The 20,398-nt window shown below is 69.8% G+C and carries 18 protein-coding genes and 2 pseudogenes; 9 read left to right on the forward strand and 11 right to left on the reverse strand.

Annotation, left to right across the window (positions count from 1 at the left end; all coding sequences use genetic code 11):
* Nucleotides 1-57: 57 nt before the first annotated feature.
* The 4 genes from ACGFY5_RS08165 to ACGFY5_RS08180 all read left to right on the forward strand — a co-directional run bounded on the left by ACGFY5_RS08165 (nt 58) and on the right by ACGFY5_RS08180 (nt 4,877).
* Nucleotides 58-810, forward strand: a complete 753-nt coding sequence (locus ACGFY5_RS08165; protein ID WP_392718745.1) for an ABC transporter ATP-binding protein — start codon at nt 58-60, stop codon at nt 808-810.
* Nucleotides 807-3,260, forward strand: coding sequence for an ABC transporter permease (locus tag ACGFY5_RS08170; RefSeq protein WP_392718747.1), 2,454 nt, complete (start codon nt 807-809; stop codon nt 3,258-3,260). The genes ACGFY5_RS08165 and ACGFY5_RS08170 overlap by 4 nt, the downstream gene beginning before the upstream one ends.
* A gap of 30 nt (nt 3,261-3,290) precedes the next feature.
* The gene (locus tag ACGFY5_RS08175; RefSeq protein ID WP_392718749.1) at nt 3,291-4,151 is read left to right on the forward strand and encodes an enoyl-CoA hydratase-related protein; all 861 of its coding nucleotides are present in this window, start codon (nt 3,291-3,293) and stop codon (nt 4,149-4,151) included.
* A 111-nt stretch (nt 4,152-4,262) separates the two neighbouring features.
* Nucleotides 4,263-4,877, forward strand: coding sequence for an NUDIX hydrolase N-terminal domain-containing protein (locus ACGFY5_RS08180; protein WP_392718752.1), 615 nt, complete (start codon nt 4,263-4,265; stop codon nt 4,875-4,877).
* Here the strand turns inward: ACGFY5_RS08180 and ACGFY5_RS08185 are convergent.
* The 3 genes and pseudogenes from ACGFY5_RS08185 to ACGFY5_RS08195 all read right to left on the reverse strand — a co-directional run.
* Nucleotides 4,850-5,209 carry an MmcQ/YjbR family DNA-binding protein gene (locus ACGFY5_RS08185; protein WP_392718753.1) on the reverse strand — a complete coding sequence of 120 codons (360 nt, stop codon included), beginning with the start codon at nt 5,207-5,209 and terminating at the stop codon, nt 4,850-4,852. The genes ACGFY5_RS08180 and ACGFY5_RS08185 overlap by 28 nt on opposite strands.
* A gap of 50 nt (nt 5,210-5,259) precedes the next feature.
* A complete protein-coding gene (locus ACGFY5_RS08190) occupies nt 5,260-6,033 on the reverse strand; it encodes a hypothetical protein (protein ID WP_392718756.1) in 774 nt (257 codons plus the stop codon).
* Nucleotides 6,034-6,090: 57 nt separating this feature from the next.
* Nucleotides 6,091-6,396: pseudogene (locus ACGFY5_RS08195) on the reverse strand (response regulator transcription factor); the annotation flags it as partial.
* 21 nt (nt 6,397-6,417) lie between these two features.
* Here ACGFY5_RS08195 and ACGFY5_RS08200 point away from each other — a divergent pair.
* A pseudogene (locus ACGFY5_RS08200) lies at nt 6,418-6,837 on the forward strand (hypothetical protein); the annotation flags it as partial.
* 167 nt (nt 6,838-7,004) lie between these two features.
* Here ACGFY5_RS08200 and ACGFY5_RS08205 read toward each other — a convergent pair.
* The 5 genes from ACGFY5_RS08205 to ACGFY5_RS08225 all read right to left on the reverse strand — a co-directional run bounded on the left by ACGFY5_RS08205 (nt 7,005) and on the right by ACGFY5_RS08225 (nt 13,053).
* Nucleotides 7,005-7,628 carry a TetR/AcrR family transcriptional regulator gene (locus tag ACGFY5_RS08205; RefSeq protein ID WP_392718759.1) on the reverse strand — a complete coding sequence of 208 codons (624 nt, stop codon included), beginning with the start codon at nt 7,626-7,628 and terminating at the stop codon, nt 7,005-7,007.
* A 37-nt stretch (nt 7,629-7,665) separates the two neighbouring features.
* On the reverse strand, nt 7,666-8,883 hold the full coding sequence (gene dmpG / locus ACGFY5_RS08210; RefSeq protein ID WP_392720436.1) for a 4-hydroxy-2-oxovalerate aldolase: 1,218 nt from the start codon (nt 8,881-8,883) through the stop codon (nt 7,666-7,668).
* Nucleotides 8,769-10,601: a dihydroxy-acid dehydratase gene (gene ilvD, locus ACGFY5_RS08215; RefSeq protein WP_392718761.1), complete on the reverse strand. Its 1,833-nt coding sequence runs from the start codon at nt 10,599-10,601 to the stop codon at nt 8,769-8,771. The genes dmpG and ilvD overlap by 115 nt, the downstream gene beginning before the upstream one ends.
* Before the next feature lie 190 nt (nt 10,602-10,791).
* Nucleotides 10,792-11,445, reverse strand: coding sequence for a response regulator (locus ACGFY5_RS08220; protein ID WP_392718763.1), 654 nt, complete (start codon nt 11,443-11,445; stop codon nt 10,792-10,794).
* A gap of 30 nt (nt 11,446-11,475) precedes the next feature.
* Nucleotides 11,476-13,053: a sensor histidine kinase gene (locus ACGFY5_RS08225; RefSeq protein ID WP_392718766.1), complete on the reverse strand. Its 1,578-nt coding sequence runs from the start codon at nt 13,051-13,053 to the stop codon at nt 11,476-11,478.
* A gap of 146 nt (nt 13,054-13,199) precedes the next feature.
* On the opposite strand from ACGFY5_RS08225, the gene ACGFY5_RS08230 reads away from it, so the two are divergent.
* The 3 genes from ACGFY5_RS08230 (at nt 13,200) to ACGFY5_RS08240 (ending at nt 15,952) form a co-directional block, all read left to right on the forward strand.
* Nucleotides 13,200-14,117, forward strand: coding sequence for an ATP-binding cassette domain-containing protein (locus ACGFY5_RS08230; RefSeq protein ID WP_392718768.1), 918 nt, complete (start codon nt 13,200-13,202; stop codon nt 14,115-14,117).
* Nucleotides 14,118-14,124: 7 nt separating this feature from the next.
* Nucleotides 14,125-14,913, forward strand: coding sequence for an ABC transporter (locus ACGFY5_RS08235; RefSeq protein WP_392718770.1), 789 nt, complete (start codon nt 14,125-14,127; stop codon nt 14,911-14,913).
* 571 nt (nt 14,914-15,484) lie between these two features.
* Complete coding sequence (locus tag ACGFY5_RS08240) at nt 15,485-15,952, forward strand: hypothetical protein (protein ID WP_392718772.1); 468 nt, start codon at nt 15,485-15,487, stop codon at nt 15,950-15,952.
* 95 nt (nt 15,953-16,047) lie between these two features.
* Here the strand turns inward: ACGFY5_RS08240 and ACGFY5_RS08245 are convergent, their stop codons facing one another.
* A complete protein-coding gene (locus tag ACGFY5_RS08245) occupies nt 16,048-16,812 on the reverse strand; it encodes a class I SAM-dependent DNA methyltransferase (RefSeq protein WP_392718774.1) in 765 nt (254 codons plus the stop codon).
* A gap of 378 nt (nt 16,813-17,190) precedes the next feature.
* Nucleotides 17,191-18,426 (reverse strand): erythromycin esterase family protein, encoded by a 1,236-nt coding sequence (locus tag ACGFY5_RS08250; RefSeq protein WP_392718776.1) that lies wholly within the window; start codon nt 18,424-18,426, stop codon nt 17,191-17,193.
* A gap of 132 nt (nt 18,427-18,558) precedes the next feature.
* Here ACGFY5_RS08250 and ACGFY5_RS08255 point away from each other — a divergent pair, with 132 nt between their 5' ends.
* Complete coding sequence (locus tag ACGFY5_RS08255) at nt 18,559-19,311, forward strand: nucleotidyltransferase domain-containing protein (RefSeq protein WP_392718778.1); 753 nt, start codon at nt 18,559-18,561, stop codon at nt 19,309-19,311.
* Here ACGFY5_RS08255 and ACGFY5_RS08260 read toward each other — a convergent pair.
* Nucleotides 19,247-19,615: a hypothetical protein gene (locus ACGFY5_RS08260; RefSeq protein WP_392720532.1), complete on the reverse strand. Its 369-nt coding sequence runs from the start codon at nt 19,613-19,615 to the stop codon at nt 19,247-19,249. The genes ACGFY5_RS08255 and ACGFY5_RS08260 overlap by 65 nt on opposite strands.
* Nucleotides 19,616-20,398 lie beyond the last annotated feature (783 nt).

Below are 20,398 nucleotides of genomic sequence, written 5' to 3' on the forward strand. Positions count from 1 at the left end.
CTGGGTTCGGTCGTAGGCTTCATCGTCGCCGGCGGCCGATTTTCCTAGCGTTCAGGTATGCCTTTCCCACAGGATCATCACGCAGTCCGGGTCGAGCAGCTGACCCGCGTCTACGGCTCCGAGCGCCAGCCGGTGACGGCACTCGCGGGCGTCGACGCCGCCTTCGCACGCGGCACATTCACCGCCATCATGGGACCCTCCGGGTCCGGTAAGAGCACGCTGCTGCAGACCGCCGCCGGCCTCGACCGGCCGTCGTCGGGCCGGGTCTGGCTCGGCGACACCGAACTGTCCGGTCTGTCCGAGACCAAACTGACGAAGCTGCGCCGTGACCGCATCGGCTTCGTGTTCCAGGCGTTCAACCTGCTCGGTGCCCTCACCGTCGAGGAGAACATCCTGCTGCCGTCGCGGCTGTCGGGCGTCCGCCCCGACCGCGCCTGGTTCGACCAGGTCGTCAGCCGGGTCGGGCTCAGCGAACGGCTGCGCCACCGACCGTCCGAACTCTCCGGCGGTCAGCAGCAGCGTGTCGCGATCGCCCGCGCGCTCGCCACGCGTCCCGACGTGATCTTCTGCGACGAACCGACCGGCGCGCTCGACACGTCCACCGCCGCCGACGTCCTCGCGTTACTGCGCGCACTGGTCGACGAGCAGGCGCAGACCGTCGTCATGGTGACGCACGACCCGGTGGCCGCGTCCTGGGCCGACCGGGTGCTGGTGCTCGCGGACGGGCGCATCGTCCAGGACGTGCCGCAGCCGGGCGCGACCAAGATCGCCGAGATCCTCGCGTCGCTGGGTCGGCGGCGAGCGGCATGATCGCGCTCGCGGCACGACTGTTGAAGCACCGCTGGGGGACGGCCGCCGCGACGCTGGTCGCGCTCGCCTCCGGGGTCCTGATCCTGACCAGCATGGGGACGCTCGTCGAGTCCGGGCTGCGGTACCGGGCCGAGCCGCACCGCTACGCCGCTGCCGACCTCGTCGTGGCGCGGCCGGACGTCTCCCGGACGTTCACGGAGTTCGACGGCGAGCAGACGACGACCACCGTGCACCTGCCCGACGGTGGCGCGGTGCCGTCGTCGCTGGCCGACGAGCTCAGGGACATCCAGGGCGTGGACACCGTCGTCGCCGACGTCTCGGTGCCGATCGGCAACTCCCCGGCCACGGGGCACGGCTGGAGCAGCGCGGCTCTCGGCGGGGTCGACCTCGTCGACGGCACCCAGCCCACCGGCGCCGACCAGGTCGTCGTCGACAGGAGGAAGGGAAAGCCGGGTGACTCCCTCGACCTGCTCGTCGGCGGCGTCACCCAGCAGTTCACGGTCAGCGGCGTCGTCGACGACGCCGGATCCGTCTACTTCAGCGACGCACGGGCGGAGCAGCTGAACCCGACGCCCGGCCTGGTGACCGCGATCGCCCTGCGAGCGGATCCGTCCGCGGTGGCGGTCGTCACGAAGCTGGCCGACGAGTCCGGGGTGCGCGTCTTTTCGGGCGACGACAAGGGCCGCGCCGAACCGTCCGCGAACCTCGACGCCAAGGGCCTGCTGATCCAGCTCTGTGCCGCGTTCGGTGGTTACGTGGCGCTGCTCATCGGGTTCGTCGTCGCGGGCACGGTGGGGCTCTCGGTGCGTCACCGTCGGCGTGACCTGGCGCTGCTCCGCGCGATCGCGGCCACGCCCGGCCAGGTACGCCGGATGCTGCTCGCGGAGGCCGTGCTGCTCAGCGTCGTCGGCGCGGTGATCGGGGTCCCGCTCGGTCTGCTGGCGACCCGCTGGGTGCACGGCGAGCTCGTCGACCGCGGGTTCGTGCCGGACTCCTTCCCGATCGTTCCCGGCGTGGCGGCCGCGCCGGTCGCGGTACTGGCGACGACGCTCGTCGCGGTGCTGGCCACGCTGGCCGCGTCCCGGCGCGTGACCAGGATCCGCCCCACCGAAGCGCTGGGCGAGGCCGCGGTGGACCCGGGCCGCAGCAGCAAGGCGCGGTTGGTCGCCGGCCTGGTGACGCTGGTCGGCGCGATCACGCTGAGCACGACGACGCTCGGTACCAGTGGGTTGGTCGCGGTCACGACCGCCTCCGGCATGCTGTACCTGTTCGTCATCGCGATCGGGCTGCTCGCGCCGTGGATCAACCGGTTCGCCGCCCGGGTGCTCGACCCGTTCCTGCAGGTGGCGTGGCGCTCCAGCGGATACCTCGCGGCGGCCAACCTGCGGGCCAATGCGAAGGGCGCGGCCACCGTGCTGACCGCGCTGGTGCTCGCGGTCGGTCTCGGCGGGTCGGTCTGGTTCCTCCAGGACAACCTCGAACACACCACCGTGGACCAGCGCCGCGACGGCACGCTCGCCCAGCACGCGCTCGTCGCGCCCGCCGGGCTGCCCGCGTCGGCGCTCGACGAGATCCGCAGGGTCCCCGGCGTCGAGGCCGCGACCCCGGTGCGCGCCACGACCGTCGTCGTCTCGGTGTTCGACGGCATCGAACCGGCCGGTGCGCAGGCCGTCGACCCGGCGACGCTGGCGAAGACCGTCGATCTGGACGTGGTGGAGGGATCGCTCGCGGACCTCGGGAGGGACACGGTCGCGGTGTCGTCGCTGCGGGCCTCGTCGTCCTCGTGGAAGCTCGGTGAGAGCGCCGAGTTCTTCCTGGCCGACGGCACGCCGGTGAAGCTGCGGGTGGCCGCGATCTACCAGCGGGGTCTCGGATTCGGTGACGTCACGATGGCGACGGCGACCGTGGCCGGGCACACGCGGACCGGCCTGGACGACCAGATACTGATCCGGTCGGGTGATCCCGCCGCACTCGCCGCGGTGGCCTCGCACTATCCCGGCAGCGCGCTGGTCGCCCGCGACGACCTCACCGCCGGCCTGGCCGAGGATCTCGCGATCGGAGCGTGGGCCAACAAGCTGCTGATCGGCGTGATGGTCGGTTATGCGGCGCTGGCGGCGGCCAACACGATGGTGGTGGCGGCGCTGGCCCGTCGGCGCGAGCTCGCGGTGCTGCGTCTCGTCGGACTGACGCGGGGCCAGGTGAAGCGGATGATGCACGCCGAGCAGGTCGGTCTGCTGGGCGTGGCGCTGGTGATCGGCGGCGTGATCGCGGCCTGGACGCTCGCGTCGGTGGTGCGGGCGCTGACCGGCAGCCCGGTCCCGTACGTGCCGCCGCTGGGGCTGGTCGTGGTGGTCGGCGGTGCGACGCTGCTGGCGCTGGCCACGACCGTGCTGCCGATCGGCCGCCTGTTGCGCACGCCGCCGGTGGAGCACATCGGGATCAGGGAATAATCCCTCGACACCGCCGTCGGAGGGAACACTGTGGACTCGGTAGCGCTGGACATCGCCGACGGGATCGCGACGATCACACTCGATCGGCCCGAGAAGCTGAACGCGTTCACACCGACGATGGCCCGGGAGATCGTCACGGCGTTCGACGTGACGGACGCCGACGACGCGGTGCGGGTGGTCGTGGTGACCGGGCGCGGCCGGGCGTTCTGCGCCGGCGCGGACCTCTCGGGCGGGCCGGACACGTTCGACCCGGAGCGGCCGGAGCGGACCGGCCGCGATCTGATCGACGGTGCGCCGCGGGATCTCGGCGGGGTGGTGTCGCTGCGGATCGCGGGGTCGTCGAAGCCGGTGATCGGAGCGATCAACGGGCCGGCGGTGGGGGTCGGGGCGACGATGACGTTGCCGATGGACATCCGGGTGGCTGCTGCATCGGCGAAGTTCGGGTTCGTCTTCGCGCGGCGCGGGTTGGTGCCGGAGGCGGCGTCGAGTTGGTTCCTGCCTCGGGTGGTGGGGATTTCGCAGGCGATGGAGTGGGTGGCGACGGGGCGGGTCTTTCCCGCGTCGGAGGCGTTGGCGGGGCGGCTCGTGTCGCGGGTGGTGCCGGATTCGGACCTGCTCGACGTCGTGCGGGGGATCGCTACGGAGATCGCGGAGAACACATCCGCGGTGTCGGTGGCGGCGTCCCGGCGGATGCTGTGGTCGATGCTCGGGGCGTCCTCGCCGTGGGACGCCCACCGGCTCGACTCCCGCGTGATCAGCACGCTCGGCGTGAGCCCGGAGGTGGCCGAGGGAGTCGCGTCCTTCCTCGAAAAGCGCCCACCTCGCTTCCCAGGCTCCGCCTCCGACGCCGCCGACTTGGTTCCCGAGTGGCCGGGCGAGTTCTCGGGCTGACGACGGAGACTCGTCACGACTCCCGGTCGATCGCGGGGCGGGGGCGGGGTGGGTGGGAGGGTTGGGCAGGATTGGGGTATGGCTGCACCCCTTGCCCCTACCCTGCACCGCATGGCCATCGAGCTGGCGGCGATGGCCCAGAACGGGCTGAACTACGGCACCGACCACTACGACATCGACCGCTACACCCGCATGCGAACGCTCTCCGCCGAGCTGATGAGCATGATCACCGACGCCGAGCCCGTCGACGTCGAAGCGCAGCTGGCGCTGGAGCGCGGTCATGCCACGCCGAAGGTCGACGTCCGTGGCGCGCTGTTCGACGACGAGGACCGCGTGCTCCTCGTCCGCGAGGCCCGGGACGGCCGATGGACCCTCCCCGGCGGCTGGGCGGACGCCCTGGACCTCCCGTCCGTCGCCGCCGAACGCGAGTTCGCCGAGGAAGCCGGACTCGCCGTGCGGGCGACCAAGCTCGCAGCCGTCTACGACGGCACCGCGCACAACGGCCACTCCGCGGCCGGTCCGTGGCACATCTACAAGCTGTTCTTCGTCATGGAACGCACCAACGACGCCGCACCCGTCGCTGGCCTCGACGGCGAGACGAGCGACGTCGGGTTCTTCGCGCTCGACGCGCTCCCCGAACTCTCCACGACCAGGACCACGTCCGGCCAACTGCAGCGGATGCTCGCCCAGGCCCGCGATCAGGCCGAGCCCGCGGACTTCGACTGAGACCGCATGTCCCACGCGTCGGTGACGAGTTCGGTCAACCGGGTGACGTCCACCCGCTCCAACCGGCACATCACCAGCGGCAACCCGTCGTAGCCGGGGGTGGTGAAGAACAGGTCGGGCTCGCCGAGCACCAACGCCTGCTTCTCCGCTTCGTCACCGACGAAGAGCACCGCGATGTCGGTGCGCAGCCGACGCCGCTCACCGGGGTTGCGCTCGGGGTACGACCAGACGAACCCCTTGCCGTGCACCCGGAAATCGAAGCCGTCGCTCTCGATCTCGACGACGTCGGGCAACCCCAATGCGATCGCGCGCACGTCGTCGGCATCGGCCATGCGCGACAGCTTAGGCCGCGCACTTCCAAGCCTGAATCCTGCAGCGCCGCTCAGCGGCGGCGGGACGCCTGCTCCGCTACTCGCTGCAGACGGGCGGTCTGGTCGGCGGGGGAGAGGTGGCGTGGCTCGGGGCCGTCCTCCGGGCTGCGCCGGGTCTCCTCCAGGAACAACCACAGCGCGTCGACGGCGGTGAGCTGCACACCGGCGGCGGCTGCGGCCGCTACTCGGCGGCGGGTCACCCGCACCAGCGCCAGGCCGGCGAGCGCGATCGCGGCCCCGGTGCCCGCGACCAGCGGCACCTGGAGGTTCGACCCGGTGATCGGGAGCTCGTCGTCGTGCGCGGCGGCGGCCTGCTCCGAGGCGCTGAGCGTCGCGGCGGCGTCCGGGTCCTCGGCCTCGACCGTCGACTCCGCCGTTGCGGCAGCGTGTGCTTCCTCCGAGGCTTCCGCGGAAGCCTCGGCAGTCGCCTCCGCGGACTCCTCCGAAGCAGCCTCTTCCGAAGAAGCCTCCTCCGCATGATCAGCCGCCGGCGCCTGCGCCCCCGACGCAACCCCTTCGCTCGGCCCAGGTGCGACCTCCGCCTGTGGCGCCGTCGCGCGTGCCGACGCCGCCCGCGCGGCCATCGTGTCGTCGGAGCGGCCCCGCCAGAGCATGATGCTCAGCGCCACCGCCAGCGCGAGAAAGATCGCCGTGGCGCTGGCCAGCATGATCACCGCGGTGTCGCGGTTACCGGCCGCGAGCGCCGGCATCGGCGAGGGCGGTAGGTGGTGGTCAGACCGCTCGTGAGCCGAGTGCCTGTTCGTCGGCTCGGAGTGATCCGCCATGGGCTCTCCTCCTTGACGGGAGAAATGTCCGTTAAGTGATGTGTACCCCGTTCGACTTCAAAAGTCACCCCGAAGTCCGGCTTCCCGGGCGAGCAACCCCGCCTGCGTGCGGTTGTCGCAGCCGAGCTCGAGCAAGAGCCGCGAGACGTACCCCTTCACCGTCGCCTCGGACAGGTGCAGGTGCCGCGCGATCTGCTGGTTCGAGCGCCCGGCGCCCAGGCAGGCGAGCACGGCCCGCTCCCGGTCGCCCACGGCGGACACGAGGTGCTGCGTCGCCTCCGGCGACAACACGGTCGCCCCCGACGCCGCCACCCGCACCAGCGCCACCAGATCCTCCGGCGCCGTCGACTTCAGCAGGAACCCGGGGTTTTCGGCCTGCTGCACATGCCGCTGCAGCACGGCGAGGTCCTACGGTTCTATGCGGTGTTCGGCGTGCTCGTCCTGCTCCCGGCGTCGTACCTGTCCCGCCGTTGGGCGCTGGGGCTCGGCGTCGTGCTGACGCTCGCCGGGTGGCTGTTCCTCAACGGCGTCGCGATCATTCCCGGCCTGTTCCTGCTCGGCCTCGCCGCCGCGCACTACGGCCTCGCCGACACGCTCGATGAACGCGGGAAACTGTTGGCGATCGCGTTCGCGGTCGCGCTCGCGTTCGCGGTGCTCCTCGAGTGGTGGCAGTTCCAGGGTGGCGTCGGTCAGCCCCACATCGGCCGGATCGTCTCCGCCGGCACCGTCGTCGCGGTGCTGTTCGCCGTCGGGTTTCTGTTGCTTTTGCGGACGTCCCTCGAGCGGCCGTTGGACGCGGTGTTCGCACCGATGGGGCGCCTCGCGCTGACCAACTACGTGCTCGCGACGCTGCTGATCCTGGCTGCGGACCGGGTGTTCGACCTGGGGGGCCGACGGATACGGACCGGTCGTGGCGGTGGGGGTCGGGATCGGCCGCGCCGCCAAGGCCAACGCGTCTCCGGACGGCTCGGTCAGCTGCCGACGCCGGCCACCGGGCGTTCGCCGTGGACGCGAATCAGGCCCTGGGTGCCGCGCAGGAAAGTGTCGGCGATCAGCGCCGGGTCGAACAGGCAGCCGGCCGCCATGGCGCCGTCGCGCAGCATCACGAAATGGCGGGCGGCGGCGTCGGACGACTCCTCGGCGACCTGTGCCAGCAAGGTCGTGAGGGTGTCCAGGAACCACTGCCGATGGTCGATGATCTGCTTGTGCACGGGGTGCTCGACATCGGGGAATTCTGCGGCGGCGTTCAGGAACGCGCACCCGCGGAACCCCGGCGACTGCAGGTTCGTGGCGATGCCGTCCGCGATGGCCAGCAGCGCGTCGGTCGGCGTCGGATGCGTGGCGATCGCGGCAGTGACGGCGCCGCGCTCCATCTGGTGCACTTCCTGCAGGTAGGCGACGACGAGGTCGTCCTTGCTGGGGAAGTGCCGGTAGAACGTGGCTCGGGTGATCTTTGCCTCGGCAATGATCCGGTCGACGCCGACCGAATGGATGCCGTTCGCGTAGAAGATCTGGGTCGCCGTGCCGAGGAGCCGCTGACGGGCCTCGGAAGGCCGTGCATCAGAGACTCGTGTCTCGGTCGCGCCGCGCTTCATCCTCCCAGAATAGCGGGTAGAACGTTCGGTCCCAAGCTTATGAGCGGGTGCCTTGCTCGCCCGCAAGAGTGAGCGCGACGTCGACGATCATGTCTTCCTGGCCGCCGACCAGGTTCCGCCGGCCGCACTCCATGAGGATGTCGCGGACGTCGAGGTCGTAGCGCGCCGCGGCGGTCTCGGCGTGGCGGAGGAACGAGGAATAGACGCCCGCGTAGCCGAGGGTCAGCGTTTCGCGGTCGACGCGGACCGGGCGGTCCTGCAGCGGGCGGACGATGTCGTCGGCGGCGTCCTGGAGGGTGAACAGGTCGCAGCTGGGTTCGAGGCCCGGCAGGTTGGCGACGGCGATGAACGCTTCGATCGGGGTGTTGCCGGCGCCGGCGCCGTGTCCGGCGAGGGAGGCGTCGACGCGGTAGGCGCCGTTCTCGACCGCGACGACGGAGTTGGCGACCGAGAGCGAGAGGTTCTCGTGGGCGTGGATGCCGACTTCGGTCCCGGGGTCGAGGGCGTCGCGGTAGGCGCGGATCCGGTCGGCGACGTCGTTGGTCGTCAACCGGCCGCCGGAGTCGGTGACGTAGACGCAGTGCGCGCCGTAGCTCTCCATGAGTTTGGCCTGTGCGTCGGCGTAGGCGACCGGTACGACTCGGGAGATCGCGGCGACGATCGGGATCGTGGCCTGGCCGCCGCAGGTCACCATGTTGACGTTGGACGCGTCGAGGTGGTCGTCGAAGTTGACGGCGGGCACCACGTACGGGCCGATCGCGGCGGGGGTGAGGTCGATCAGCCGCTTGCCGTACGGCTCGAGGACCGCGGCGTTGTGGCGGTGCGCCGCAGCGGAGGTGGCGTCGAACACGATGCCTATCTCGTCGAACGACGGGTGGGCGATGAGCCCGTCCACGCCCTCGGACGTCGTCGCGTAGCCCATCCGGGCGGCGCGGGCCAGACCGTCGGAGGTCGGGTCGATGCCGACCAGCACCCCCATCTCGAGGTACTCGGCGGTGCGGATCTGACCTGCGAGCAGCGGCTGCCCGAAGCGCCGCGCTTCACGGGGAGTCCCACGGGCAGATCGGCGGACGACACCCCGCTCAGACAGCGGGGACGCAGTTCCCGGGGTCGGGGGTGAACACGAAATGAACGGCGCTACTAGTCCGGAAGTCGGCGGACGGCTCCCTTGTCCGCGGACGTGGCCATCACCGCATAGGCGCGCAGCGCGGTCGAGACCGGACGATGGCGATTCCGTGGCCGATAGCCGTCCAATTGCTGCCGACGCGCGTCGAGCTCGGCGTCGTCCACCAGAAGTTCGATCGACCGCGACGGGATGTCGATCGCTATGCGGTCACCGTCCTCGACGAGCGCGATCACACCGCCGGCGGCGGCCTCCGGCGAGACGTGGCCGATCGATAGACCGGAGCTGCCACCGGAGAACCGGCCGTCAGTGACCAGCGCGCACACCGACGCGAGCCCCCGTCCCTTGAGGAACGCGGTCGGGTAGAGCATCTCCTGCATGCCGGGGCCGCCCCGCGGGCCTTCGTACCGCACGACGACGACGTCACCGGGGCGCACCCGGTTGCCGAGGATCGCGTCCACCGCGTCCTCCTGCGACTCGACGACGACCGCGGGCCCGGTGAACGTGCGGATCGCGGCATCGACGCCGGCGGTCTTGACGATGGCGCCGTCGGCCGCAAGGTTGCCGCGCAGGACCGCCAGGCCCCCGTCGGCCGAGTACGCGTGCGCGACGTCCCGGATGCAGCCGCGCGCAGCGTCGACATCGAGCGCGTGCCAGCGTTCGGACTGGGAGAACGCCTCCGCGGACGGCTTGCAGCCGGGAGCGGCATGGAACAGCTCGACGGCGGTGGCGGACGGCCTGCCGCCGCGCACGTCCCACCGGGCCAGCCACTCGTCGAGCGACGCCGCGTGCACGCTGTGGACGGACTTGTCCAGCAGCCCCGCCCGGTGCAGCTCGCCGAGCAGTGCCGGAACACCGCCCGCGCGGTGCACGTCCTCGATCAGGTACGTGCCGTTCGGCGCCACCTTGCACAGGTTCGGCACCCGGCGCGACAGCGCGTCGATGTCGTCGAGGCCATAGTCGAGGCCGGCTTCGTGGGCGGCGGCCAGCAAGTGCAGGACGGTGTTCGTGGACCCGCCCATCGCGACGTCGAGCGTCATCGCGTTCTCGAACGCCTCGCGCGTGGCGATGGTGCGCGGCAGCGCGCGTTCGTCGTCGGCATCGTAGTAACGGTGGGCGAGCTCGACGACGCGTTTCCCAGCGTCCTCATAAAGAGCACGGCGTGCCGTGTGGGTGGCCAGGACCGTGCCGTTGCCCGGCAGGGCCAGGCCGAGGGCCTCGGTGAGGCAGTTCATCGAGTTCGCGGTGAACATGCCGGAGCAGGAGCCGCAGGTCGGGCACGCTGCGGCTTCCACGCGCGCCAGGTCCGCGTCGCTGACCCGTTCGTCGGCGGCGTCCGCCATCGCCGAGATCAGGTTCAGACCCGTACGAACGCTTCCATCGACGAGAGTCGCGCGGCCACCCTCCATCGGACCGCCCGAGACGAAGACCGTGGGGATGTTCAGGCGGAGCGCCGCCATGAGCATGCCGGGGGTGATCTTGTCGCAGTTGCTGATGCACACGAGGGCGTCGGCGCAGTGCGCTTCGACCATGTACTCGATCGAGTCGGCGATCAGGTCGCGGGACGGCAGGGAGTAGAGCATGCCGCCGTGGCCCATCGCGATGCCGTCGTCGACAGCGATCGTGTTGAACTCGCGGGGGATGCCGCCGGCGGCGCGGACCGCGTCGGACACGATCCGGCCGACGGGCTGCAGGTGGGTATGGCCGGGCACGAACTCGGCGAAGCTGTTCGCGACCGCGACGATCGGCTTGCCGAAGTCGTCAGCGGCGACGCCCGCCGCGCGGAGGAGCGCGCGGGCGCCGGCCATGTTGCGGCCGTGGGTGACGGTGCGGGAGCGGAGAGCGGGCATGTCCTCATCCCGCCAGGTGCCGGTCTCCCTGGCCAGACGGCCTCGCTACTAGTAGTGGCACTACCAGTGTGCGTTGCCGTCTCCTCACGGATTGACGCACTGGCACGGTCATCCGTCGCATTCGCGGGAGCGAACCCGCCGGCGCGGACAGCGCGGCGACCCGCACCGAGGACTTCCCGCAGGTGGAGCCCTACAGGTCCACCAGGTCGGCCTCGTAGGCGACGATCGCGGCCTGAACGCGATTCTGGACGCCGAGTTTGTCGAAGATCGCGCTCACGTGCGTTTTGACCGTGCCTTCGACGACGAAGAGCCGGCCCGCGATCTGCCCGTTCGACAATCCGGTACCGACCATGGCGAGGACGTCACGTTCCCGCGAGGTGAGCCTCTCGATCCGCGCCCGGGCCAGTGCGCCTCGTCCGAGATCGCCGCGTTTCAGCTCCGCGAGAACCCGGATGGCGACGCTCGGTGACAGGTACGCACCGCCGTTGCTGACCGCTCGGACCCCGGCGATCAGCTCGCGGGGATCGGACGCCTTGAGCATGAAGCCGGTGGCACCGACGTCGAGCGCGCGGGCGACGAAGGCGTCGTCGCCGAACGTCGTGAGCATGGCGACCGCGGTGTCGGGCGTCGCCGTACGGATGTCGCGAGCGGCGGACAGCCCGTCCAGGCCGGGCATCCGGATGTCGAGCACGGCGACGTCCGGGCGGTGGGCGCGTGCGAGTTCCACCGCCTCCCCGCCGGTGGCCACCTCGGCGACGACCTCGATCTCCCGATCCGAGGTAAGGATCGCGCGGACGCCGGCGCGGACCAGCGCTTCGTCGTCGGCCAGCAGCACCCGGATCATCCGTCGTCCATCAGGGAGTGTCGCGACACGTCAGAACTTCCTCCTGAGCACGTTCTTCGACACCAGCCGGTCGTCTCGCCAGCACAGTCGGTACAGGTCGTCGGACAGGTCGAACGGGTTCGTGCTGGTACGGAAGTACTCGCACTCGGAGCCGGGCGGTGCCGCCGGCTCAGGCACCACCGGCAGGGTCTCGCTCAGGTGGGAGGACGGCAGGTAGGGCTCGGCCGCGGCCCGGCTCTGGTCGATCCGGATCCGTGCGTAGTCGGCCGAGTTCAAGCCGATCGTGTATGTGGTGTACGTCCGCAATCCCAGGAAGGTCAACGCGAGCAACGCGACCAACGCGAGCGGTAGCAGCACGGTGAACCGCAGGTCCCAGAGCAGTCTCCGCCGGGCGCCGTGGACCTCGCCGCCGGGCGCGGGCCAGCCCGGGACCTGGTCGGACGGTGGCCCGCCGACCGCGGCCAGGGTCCGCGGCAGCCGCGCGACGACCCAGAACTCGCCGTCCCGGGGCCCCGCCCGGAGGACACCGCCGGCCAGCCGGACACGCTCGTGCAGTCCGAGGAGTCCTCGGCCGCTGCCGATCCGGTTCATCCCGTCGACGGGTGGCCGGCGGAGTGGCAGTTCGTTCACGACCGAGACCTCGACGTCGTCGGGTCGGTAGGTCATCCGCACCGTGATCGGCCGCCCCGCGGCGTGCTTGATGGCGTTGGTCAGCGATTCCTCGACCACCCGGTACGCCGCCCGGTCGACCCTCGAGTCCAGCGCGGAGGGCTCGCCTTCCCGGTGGAGCAGCACCGGAGCGCCCGAGGCGCGGGCCTCCGCGACCAGCTCCTCGATGCTGCGGACGATCGGTTCCGGGTCGGCGCCCGATTCTTCGTGCAGCAGGCCGATGATCTCGTGGAGCTGATGGGTCGCCTCGGTCGCCGTCCTCCGGAGCTGTTCAGCTGCCGCGTGCGAGGGCCCGTCCAGGCCGGGGGACACCTCGAGCGCACCGGCCTGCAACGCGATCAGGCTGAGTCGATGGCCCAGCGAGTCGTGCATGTCCTGAGCGATGCGGGTGCGTTCGCGGAGCCGGGCTTCCTGGGCGGCCGTCCGGCTCTCACGTTCCAGACGCTCGGCGTGGCGCCAGCCCTCGTCCGTGAGGTCGCCACGCAGTCGCCGGTAGCGCCCGGCGGCCCAGGAGAGCACTGCTGTGGTCTCCAGCAGCAGCAGGGACAACCAGCTCCATCCGTCGCCGAGGGCGAGCGCGAGCACGAGCCCGACGAGGGCGGTCGCGCTGAACACAACGGTCGCCGGCCGCCGGCCGACCGCTCGCCGGCCGGCCAGATAGGCGATCACGACCGACGCCGGCACCGGCCAGAGGTCGAGCGCGCCGAAGCCAACCGTCAGGCACAGCAGGCTCAGGCCGCCGACGGCCTGGAGCGACAGTAACGGGGCGAAACGCAGTGCGCCGACTCCGGCGGTCACCAGGACGACTGCTGCGGCGACGGCGGCGACGGGTGCGTCGCGCGCAGCGGCGAGCGGAAGCGCGAGCCCCGACAACAGCAGCACGTCGGCGACCGAGGGGCGGCTGACCCCTCGATCGAGCTGCAGACGCGGCCGATGCACGCGGTCCACGCTAGTTGCGGCGGGCGCTACGACACCGCGACGGCAGCGGATCTCTGTCGAAAGTAAGAGACGGCCGCGCGTCCATCGACCGATGTGGACGCCGAGTCGGCCCCCTACCGTTTGAGTCCACCGGAAGGGGTGAAAAGGTGATATCGCTACAGGAACTCACCAAGCGATACGGTGAACGGACTGCGGTGGACGGCCTCAGCGTCGAGATCGCCGCGGGCCGGGTGACGGGATTCCTCGGACCGAACGGCGCCGGCAAGTCCACGACCATGCGCATGATTCTCGGGCTCGATCGCCCGACGTCGGGCGTCGCTCTGCTGGACGGCCGGCGGTACGAAACCTTGAAGCACCCGCTGACGGAGGTCGGTGCCGCTCTCGAGGCCCGGGACATGCATCCCGGCCGGACCGCCCGTAACCACCTGCTCGGCATGGCCCGCAGCAACGGCATCCCAGTCGGCCGGGTGGACACGGTCCTCGAAATCGTCGGGGTGACGGCCGTCGCCGGCAAGCGGGTGGGCACCTTCTCGCTCGGAATGACGCAGCGGCTCGGAATCGCCGCCGCGCTGCTGGGTGACCCGCCGATCCTCCTGCTCGACGAACCGATCAACGGTCTCGACCCGGACGGCGTGCGTTGGGTACGCGGGCTGATTCGGGGACTGGCCGCCGAGGGCCGCACTCTCCTGGTGTCCAGCCACTTGATGAGCGAGATGGAGGACACTGCTGATCACCTCGTGGTCATCGGCCGCGGCAAGCTCATCGCGGACGCCCCGATCGACGAGGTGATCCGGCAGAGTTCGAGGAACGCGGTGACGGTTCGCAGCCCACGGACCGACGAATTGCGCTCCGAGTTCATCCGGTCGGGCTGGCAGGTCGACGAGGCCGCCGACGGACTGCTGGTCACCGGAGCATCGCTGGACGAGATCGGCGAATTGGCTTATCAGCGACGGCTGCCGATCTACGAGTTGAGTCCGCGCCTGGCCTCTCTGGAAGAGGCCTATCTGGAGTTGACCGCCTCGTCGGTGGAGTACGGCTCCGCCACCCGTCCGAGCAAGGGGTGATCCATCGATGAGTACGGACAGCACGAGTCGGACGCGGGTCCGCGGTGGCGGACTGCCCGGCGCGCTGGCGTTCGAGTGGATCAAGATGGCCGGCGTTCGCTCGACCTGGTGGAGCGTCGCCGGCGGGTTCTTCCTGATCGTGTGCGTCGACGTCGTCATCGGACTCTCCACGGCGGTCAGCGGCGACAACGGTTACGACGTCACCCGACCGGCGCCGCATGCCGCGATGGAGGGCCTGCTCCTGGCTCAGCTTCCGTTCATCGCGCTAGCCGCGCTGGCTGTCACCAGCGAGTACGCCACCGGGACGATCCGGACGTCGCTGCAGAGCGTCCCGGTCCGCGGCCGGCTGATGTTCGCGAAGGCGGTTGTCGTGACCGTGCTGATCTTCGTGTCCGGGGTCGCGCTCTGCCTGGTCGGCACCGCGGTACTGGCCCCGCTCTCCGGTGGCTACACCGACTTCACCCCCGGCGAACTGGCCGGGACGGCCACGGCGACCGGCACCTACCTGGCGCTCCTCGGCCTGCTCACCCTCGGTCTCGGCACCTTTCTGCGAAGCGCCGCGGGCACGATCGTGGCGACGACGCTGCTGCTTCTCGCCGTGCCTCAGCTTCTCCGGCTCGCGACCGTGGACTGGCTGGCGGACGTTAGTGACTTCCTGCCCGATACCGCCGGTTCGATCTTGTTGACGCAGGGTACCGATCCGTACGGCTCCGGCGTTGCTCTCGTCGTTCTGGTCGGTTGGGCGGCGGTCGCCTCCGGCGCCGGCTTCTGGCGGCTCCGCACCCGGGACGCCTGACCTGCGAGCGCGGCCCGGTGAAGGCGGACGACGCCGAGGCCACCGATTACGCGGCGGCTATCGACCGCGCCAAGTGGCGTTACTGCGACGCCCACTCGTGCCGCGTGGGGCTGACCGGTTTCGATTGACGTCGCTGAGACCACTACTTCCTGAGCGTCCGCTCATGTCGCTGTGTTTGCCTGACGTCGGCCGGCCGGTCGGGCGACATACCTTCCCGAGCTGGGAGCTGACTCTGATCCGGTAGATGGCGACGCTGCAATCCGCACGGCTAGGTCACCGACACCCAGTGGCGCGGCATCAGTCGTCTCAACGGTGGGGGCGCGGCCGCGATGTACCCGGTGCCGACCGGCGTCTTGACGTGCGGGTCGCGTACCGAGGGCCTGAGGAGCGACGTCGGGAGTTCACCCGCGAATCGTTGAGGAAGCTCGCCGGGGTCCGGCTCGGAGGACCGACCTGACCCAATCGGCTCCTCCTAGTAGCCACCCATACCGGCCACTGGCAGGAGGAGCCCGCACCTCCGAGCGGCTTAGCGTCACTCCATCAGACCAACGCCGCGACGGGAGCAGGTTCGATGAGGTGGCTCAAACAGCAGCACAAGGCGATCCTGGTGATCAGGTTGTTCTTAGTGGCCGTTTTTCTGATGTATGGCTCGGTGAAGCTGGCCGGTGGCCAGTATTACTACGGAGACTGGACGATGTCCAAGGCCGATCGTCCCAATGAAGGGCTCGTGTGGGCGTTCTACGGCTATTCTCCTTTCTACGGACGGGTGACTGGGCTGTTCGAGTTGCTCCCGGCCATCATGCTGCTTTTTGGCCGCACGTCGCTGATCGGTGCCGGGGCGTTATTCGCGGTGGGTCTGAACATCACGGTGATGGATTTCGCCTTTGATTTCCCGGCAGTGAAGTATTTCGCTCTGTTCTATACCGTGCTGAGCTTGGTATTGGTGCTGCACGAGAAGGAGAAACTGTCGGTGTTGTTGAGCCCCCCGGCCGACGTGAACCGGAGGGCGACGAGTCCGTCCGCTCGGGCCGGTGCCTGATGGTACGGGTCAGCATCATGAGGCCGCCGAACGATCTCCTCACCTGCCGCGGGCACGTCGTTCGGTGTCGACGTGGCGACCCCGCGGCGGTGTGATCATGCGGGCAGGTTTCCCGGGAGGACATCGGAGGGCTTTTGCCAGACCGAGACGTGGCTTTCGCTGCTGGCGGTGTACGGCGCGCCCTTCCAGTCCGCGAGTCGTTGTTCTAGCTCAAGGCCGGCCAACCGGGCCATGAGATCACACTCGGACGGCCAGACGTAGCGGAAGTTGCTGGCGCCGTAGCGCAGGGATCCATCCTCCTGCCGCCAATAGTGATGCGAGGTACCCCGCTGGGTGACCAGGTCATAGGTGTCGAACCCGGTGTGCTCGGCGGAGACCTCGAACGGCACCGCAGACTGTCCCGGCGGCATCCGTTGGATCCCCGGGACCCACAGCTCGATGACGAACCGTCCGCCCGGCGTCAGATGGCGGGCGGCGTTGGCGAAACACCGGACCTGCTCATCTTGGGTCCGCAGGTTACTCAGACCGTTCCAGACCAGGTAAACGAGCGTGAACCGGCCGTCTGTCGCCGTGGTGGCCATGTCACCGAGAACGACCGGTACCGTTTCTTGGTCATCCCGGCGGCGCAATTGGTCGGCCATGGCTCGGGACAATTCGATACCGGTCACGGGAACGCCCCGGGCCGCGAGCGGTATCGCGACGCGGCCGGTACCGACAGCGAATTCCAGCGCCGCGCCGGAGCCGGCCAGCCGCGCGAGGAAGTCAACCGCAGGATCCAGCACTTCCGGCGCGTACATCGCCGCCGAAGTCTCCTCGTAGTGCTCCGCTGCGTCCTGATCCCACAGATCGCTACTCGTCACCGCTTGAGGGTCGTCCTCGGCGTGATGAACGCGCGACCTATTTATCCGTTCGAAGGCCCGGAGACATCGACCCGGACATCCGCTCATGCGGCCGAGCGGTTTCCCGGCTCCTGGAGGCGATGGCCGGTTGTGAGGACATGCCCCGGCCCGGGGCGCGGGGTGCGCTCCGGGCCGGGTCGTTCGGCTGGCTGCTTCAGCTGCGGTAGTTGTAGTCCGGGCAGCCGTAGCAGCCGCTCGTGTTCTCCAGCCTCCATGAAGTATGTGGGTTGCTTGCGGTGCCTCTGGATTCGCGCCGAACCGCGGGCGGCTCGATCGAACCGCCGAACGCCGGGAACGTCCGGTTCGGCACACTCGCTCGCACCGTTCGCATCTGGCGGATCAAAAGGTGACCGTTGCGTCGCGGGTCGCCGTGGGGCTGCTCAGCACCGCGTCGAAGGCCTGATGCAGGTCGGTGTCCACCACGGCGCTCTGCGAGCGGATGGCCGTGAAGGTGAATTCCGACTTCCGCAGGTCGGTCAGCGTGATCGAGTCGCCGAGACCGGCGTCCACCAGTGCCCTTTCCACGCTCCCCGGCTGCGGTGCGGCTAGTTCGACGTCGTTGACGGTGAAGCCCACCGGGGAATCCGCGGCCGGGAAGGCCATCTCGGGCACGCGGTCACCGGTGTGGGTCAACGCCACGGCGCGGTACCCCTCGCCGAGACTCTGGGCGAGGTAGTGGCCCATCGGCAGGGCCGCGAGTTCGCCGTCGAACGTCACTGGCGTCTTCTGAATGTGGTTGTTGTGCGCGACCACCACGATTCGGGTGTCCGGGGCGGCGAGCTGCTCCTGCACCGTGGTCGCCAGGTAGTACTCCCGTAGCGAAGGATCGCAGGGCAGTCCGTTCCCGGCGAAGAAGTCGCTCATCGCGCGCAACTGGTAGTCGGTGTGAACGGCCGAAGCGACGTGCCGGCAGGCAGCGGCGTAGTCGCGGCGTCGGCCCGACCGTAGGTAGAGCGGGCCCATGGCGCGGAGGCGCAGCGACAGCCGAGCGAGGCCGGCGGAGAGCGACTCCTGCCGAGCGACACCCAGGGCGCTCCACTGCGATGCCGAGACGACGGCCGAGCCGCCGGTGATCTCGTCCGCCGCAGGCAGGACGTCGTCCAGCAGCGCGACACTCGGTGGATCGAGCTCGCGCAGGTAAGCCGCCACCGCGTCCAGGTCCGGACTCAGGTTGAGGGTAGTCGGCAAGTCGATGCCGACGATGTGCAGGACGGCCGAACGGCCGCGGTTGTAGCTGCGTAGCCAACGGAGCAACTCGCCGAAGACAGCCAGGGTCAGTGGCCTCGCCAGCTCCGGCAGGTCCGCGTCGGTGCCGTCCCCGGCGAGCCACGGGTTGAGCTTGGTGGCCTCGGTGTAGCCGAGCTCGAACGCCAGGCTGGTGAAGCCGCACTGCTCGACGAGGTATCGCAGGAGGCGGGCGCGGGCCAGCGTGAACTCACGGACGAAGTGAGCGCCCTCGCCGATACCGACGATCCGGGCGCCGGCAATCGAATTCCGGAGCGGTTCGAGGTCTGACAGCTGCGGATCGGCCGGGTCGAGACTGTTCAACGCAGACGTGTGGTGAAGAGAAGTCATGATGGAGCACTCGTTCCTGTAGCGGCGGGCACAACGATGGCGACGTGCGGCTCAAGCCGCACGTCCAACGAGGGACCGCGCCACTCAGAGGTAGAGAGTGCCAGTGAACACGCGGCGACTTTAACCGACGGCATGAGCGTGCTGGGAGCGCTTGCAGCCGCCGGTTGTCGCGCCTGGGTGAGCGGAGGCTGGGGCGTCGACGCCCTTGTCGGCCGTCAGTCGCGTCCACACCGCGACCTGGATCTTGCTCTGGACGCGTCACACGAGCGCGAGGCTCTGGACGCGCTCGCGCAACTCGGCTACGGCGTCGAGACGGACTGGCGCCCGGTTCGGGTCGAGCTCGCTCGCGCGGGGTGCAGCTGGGTCGACCTGCACCCGGTCGTGTTCGGCGAGGCCGGCCACGGACGGCAAGCGGGTCTGGGCGGCGCCCTGTTCTCGTATCCACGCGATTGTTTCGTCACCGGCCGCATTGCCGGTGTACAGGTCGGCTGCTACGAGCCGCGGGACGTGGATCGCGCCGACGAGGGCCCGGTAGAACGCAGCCGGCCCGGAGCGCGGGATGCGCTCCGGGCCGGTGGTCAGTGTGGGTCAGCTGCAGGGGTTGTCGTCGTAGCAGCCGCTCATGTCGTCCAGCCTCCTGAGGAAAGTTTGTGTGTTCCTGCTGTGCCACTAGGTTCGCGCGAAACAGGCGCCGACTCGTTCAGCCTCGCAACGGCAGCAACGTTGGCCTCCGGACACTCGCTCATGCCGCGTCGCGCCGCTGAGGTGGTTCGAGACGGACGGCGTGCTTGTGGCGTGGAGAAATCGGCCCCGTCGTTAGTCACTCGCTCGCGGAACTCTCCTCGGCGCCCATCAATCCCACAGGCACCATCAGCAACCCACTGATGGCCAGACAAAGTAAGAACGGCCAGATCGGCAGACCAGCAACCGCGCCGGGCCGCCACAGACACAGCAGAGCCGCCGCAGGTAACAACACCAGGCCTGCCGCTCCGGCTCTGGCCAGCTGCGGAGCCCGCACGCCACGGGCCACGGGTCCTCGGCCCCACCGACCACCGACGACGGTGCCCAACACAAGTAGCACGGCGAATCCGACACCGAACGGAGTGCCCGCGCCTGTCCCGGCGCTCAACAGGATCAGGAGGCCGATACCGAACGACGTTGCCGCAAGAACGAACAGCACGTGACGCACGACCGCATACTCCTCACGGTGAACGGCCACTCCGGTCGCTCGGTGCCCCACCGTCCTGCCGTACAAACCCGCGGCTCCACCTGCCCGCGGTCATTTCTCGCGAATTCAGCCACTCAGTCGCGGCCGCGCTCGCTCGGATTCCGGAGCGGTGACGACGGCACGATGGTTCGGCCCACGACGAGCAACAAATCTCCGCGCTCTCGGTCGAGTGGGGATACCTCGAAGTCCCCGATGAGGCGATGGCTCAACTCGCCTCCGCGATTTCGGCCCGCCTCATTCAGAAGCTCTGATGCCGGCTGAGACATCCGCACGTAGCGCAGATCATGACGACGCGGAGTCGGGCTAACGTCGTCGTCGTCGCTCGTTCGGAGGCGGGCAGGGACGTCGGCTCCGGCCGGTCGGGACCGGATGTGGAGGTGGCTTTCCAGCGGCCATGGAGGTGAGCGGGTAGGACCGCGCTCAGCGCGAAGCCGATCCTGGATGCGACCCCGCATGACGCGATGCCCCGTCCGCGCGCCTGCGGAGCTACCAGTAGCCCACCTCCGCTGACGTGCTGGAATCTCTGCGCTTGAGGACGACGTGAGGGGGCCGGCGTCTCCGCAGGGAACATGCGCCGGCACCGCGAAGCCGAGCCGTTCCCCGGATGGGCGTGCCCGTCAGAGCGGTTAGGAACTGTGCCGTGACGCAGCCGGTTCGGGCGGCCAGTCCTCCGGAACCGGCACGAAAGGCGTCAGGTAGAACGGATGCCCGGCCGGATCGAGCAGCAGCCGCGGCGGAGCTGCG

Origin of the sequence: Cryptosporangium sp. NPDC048952 (assembly GCF_043197895.1) — a bacterium.
Classification (GTDB): domain Bacteria; phylum Actinomycetota; class Actinomycetes; order Mycobacteriales; family Cryptosporangiaceae; genus Cryptosporangium.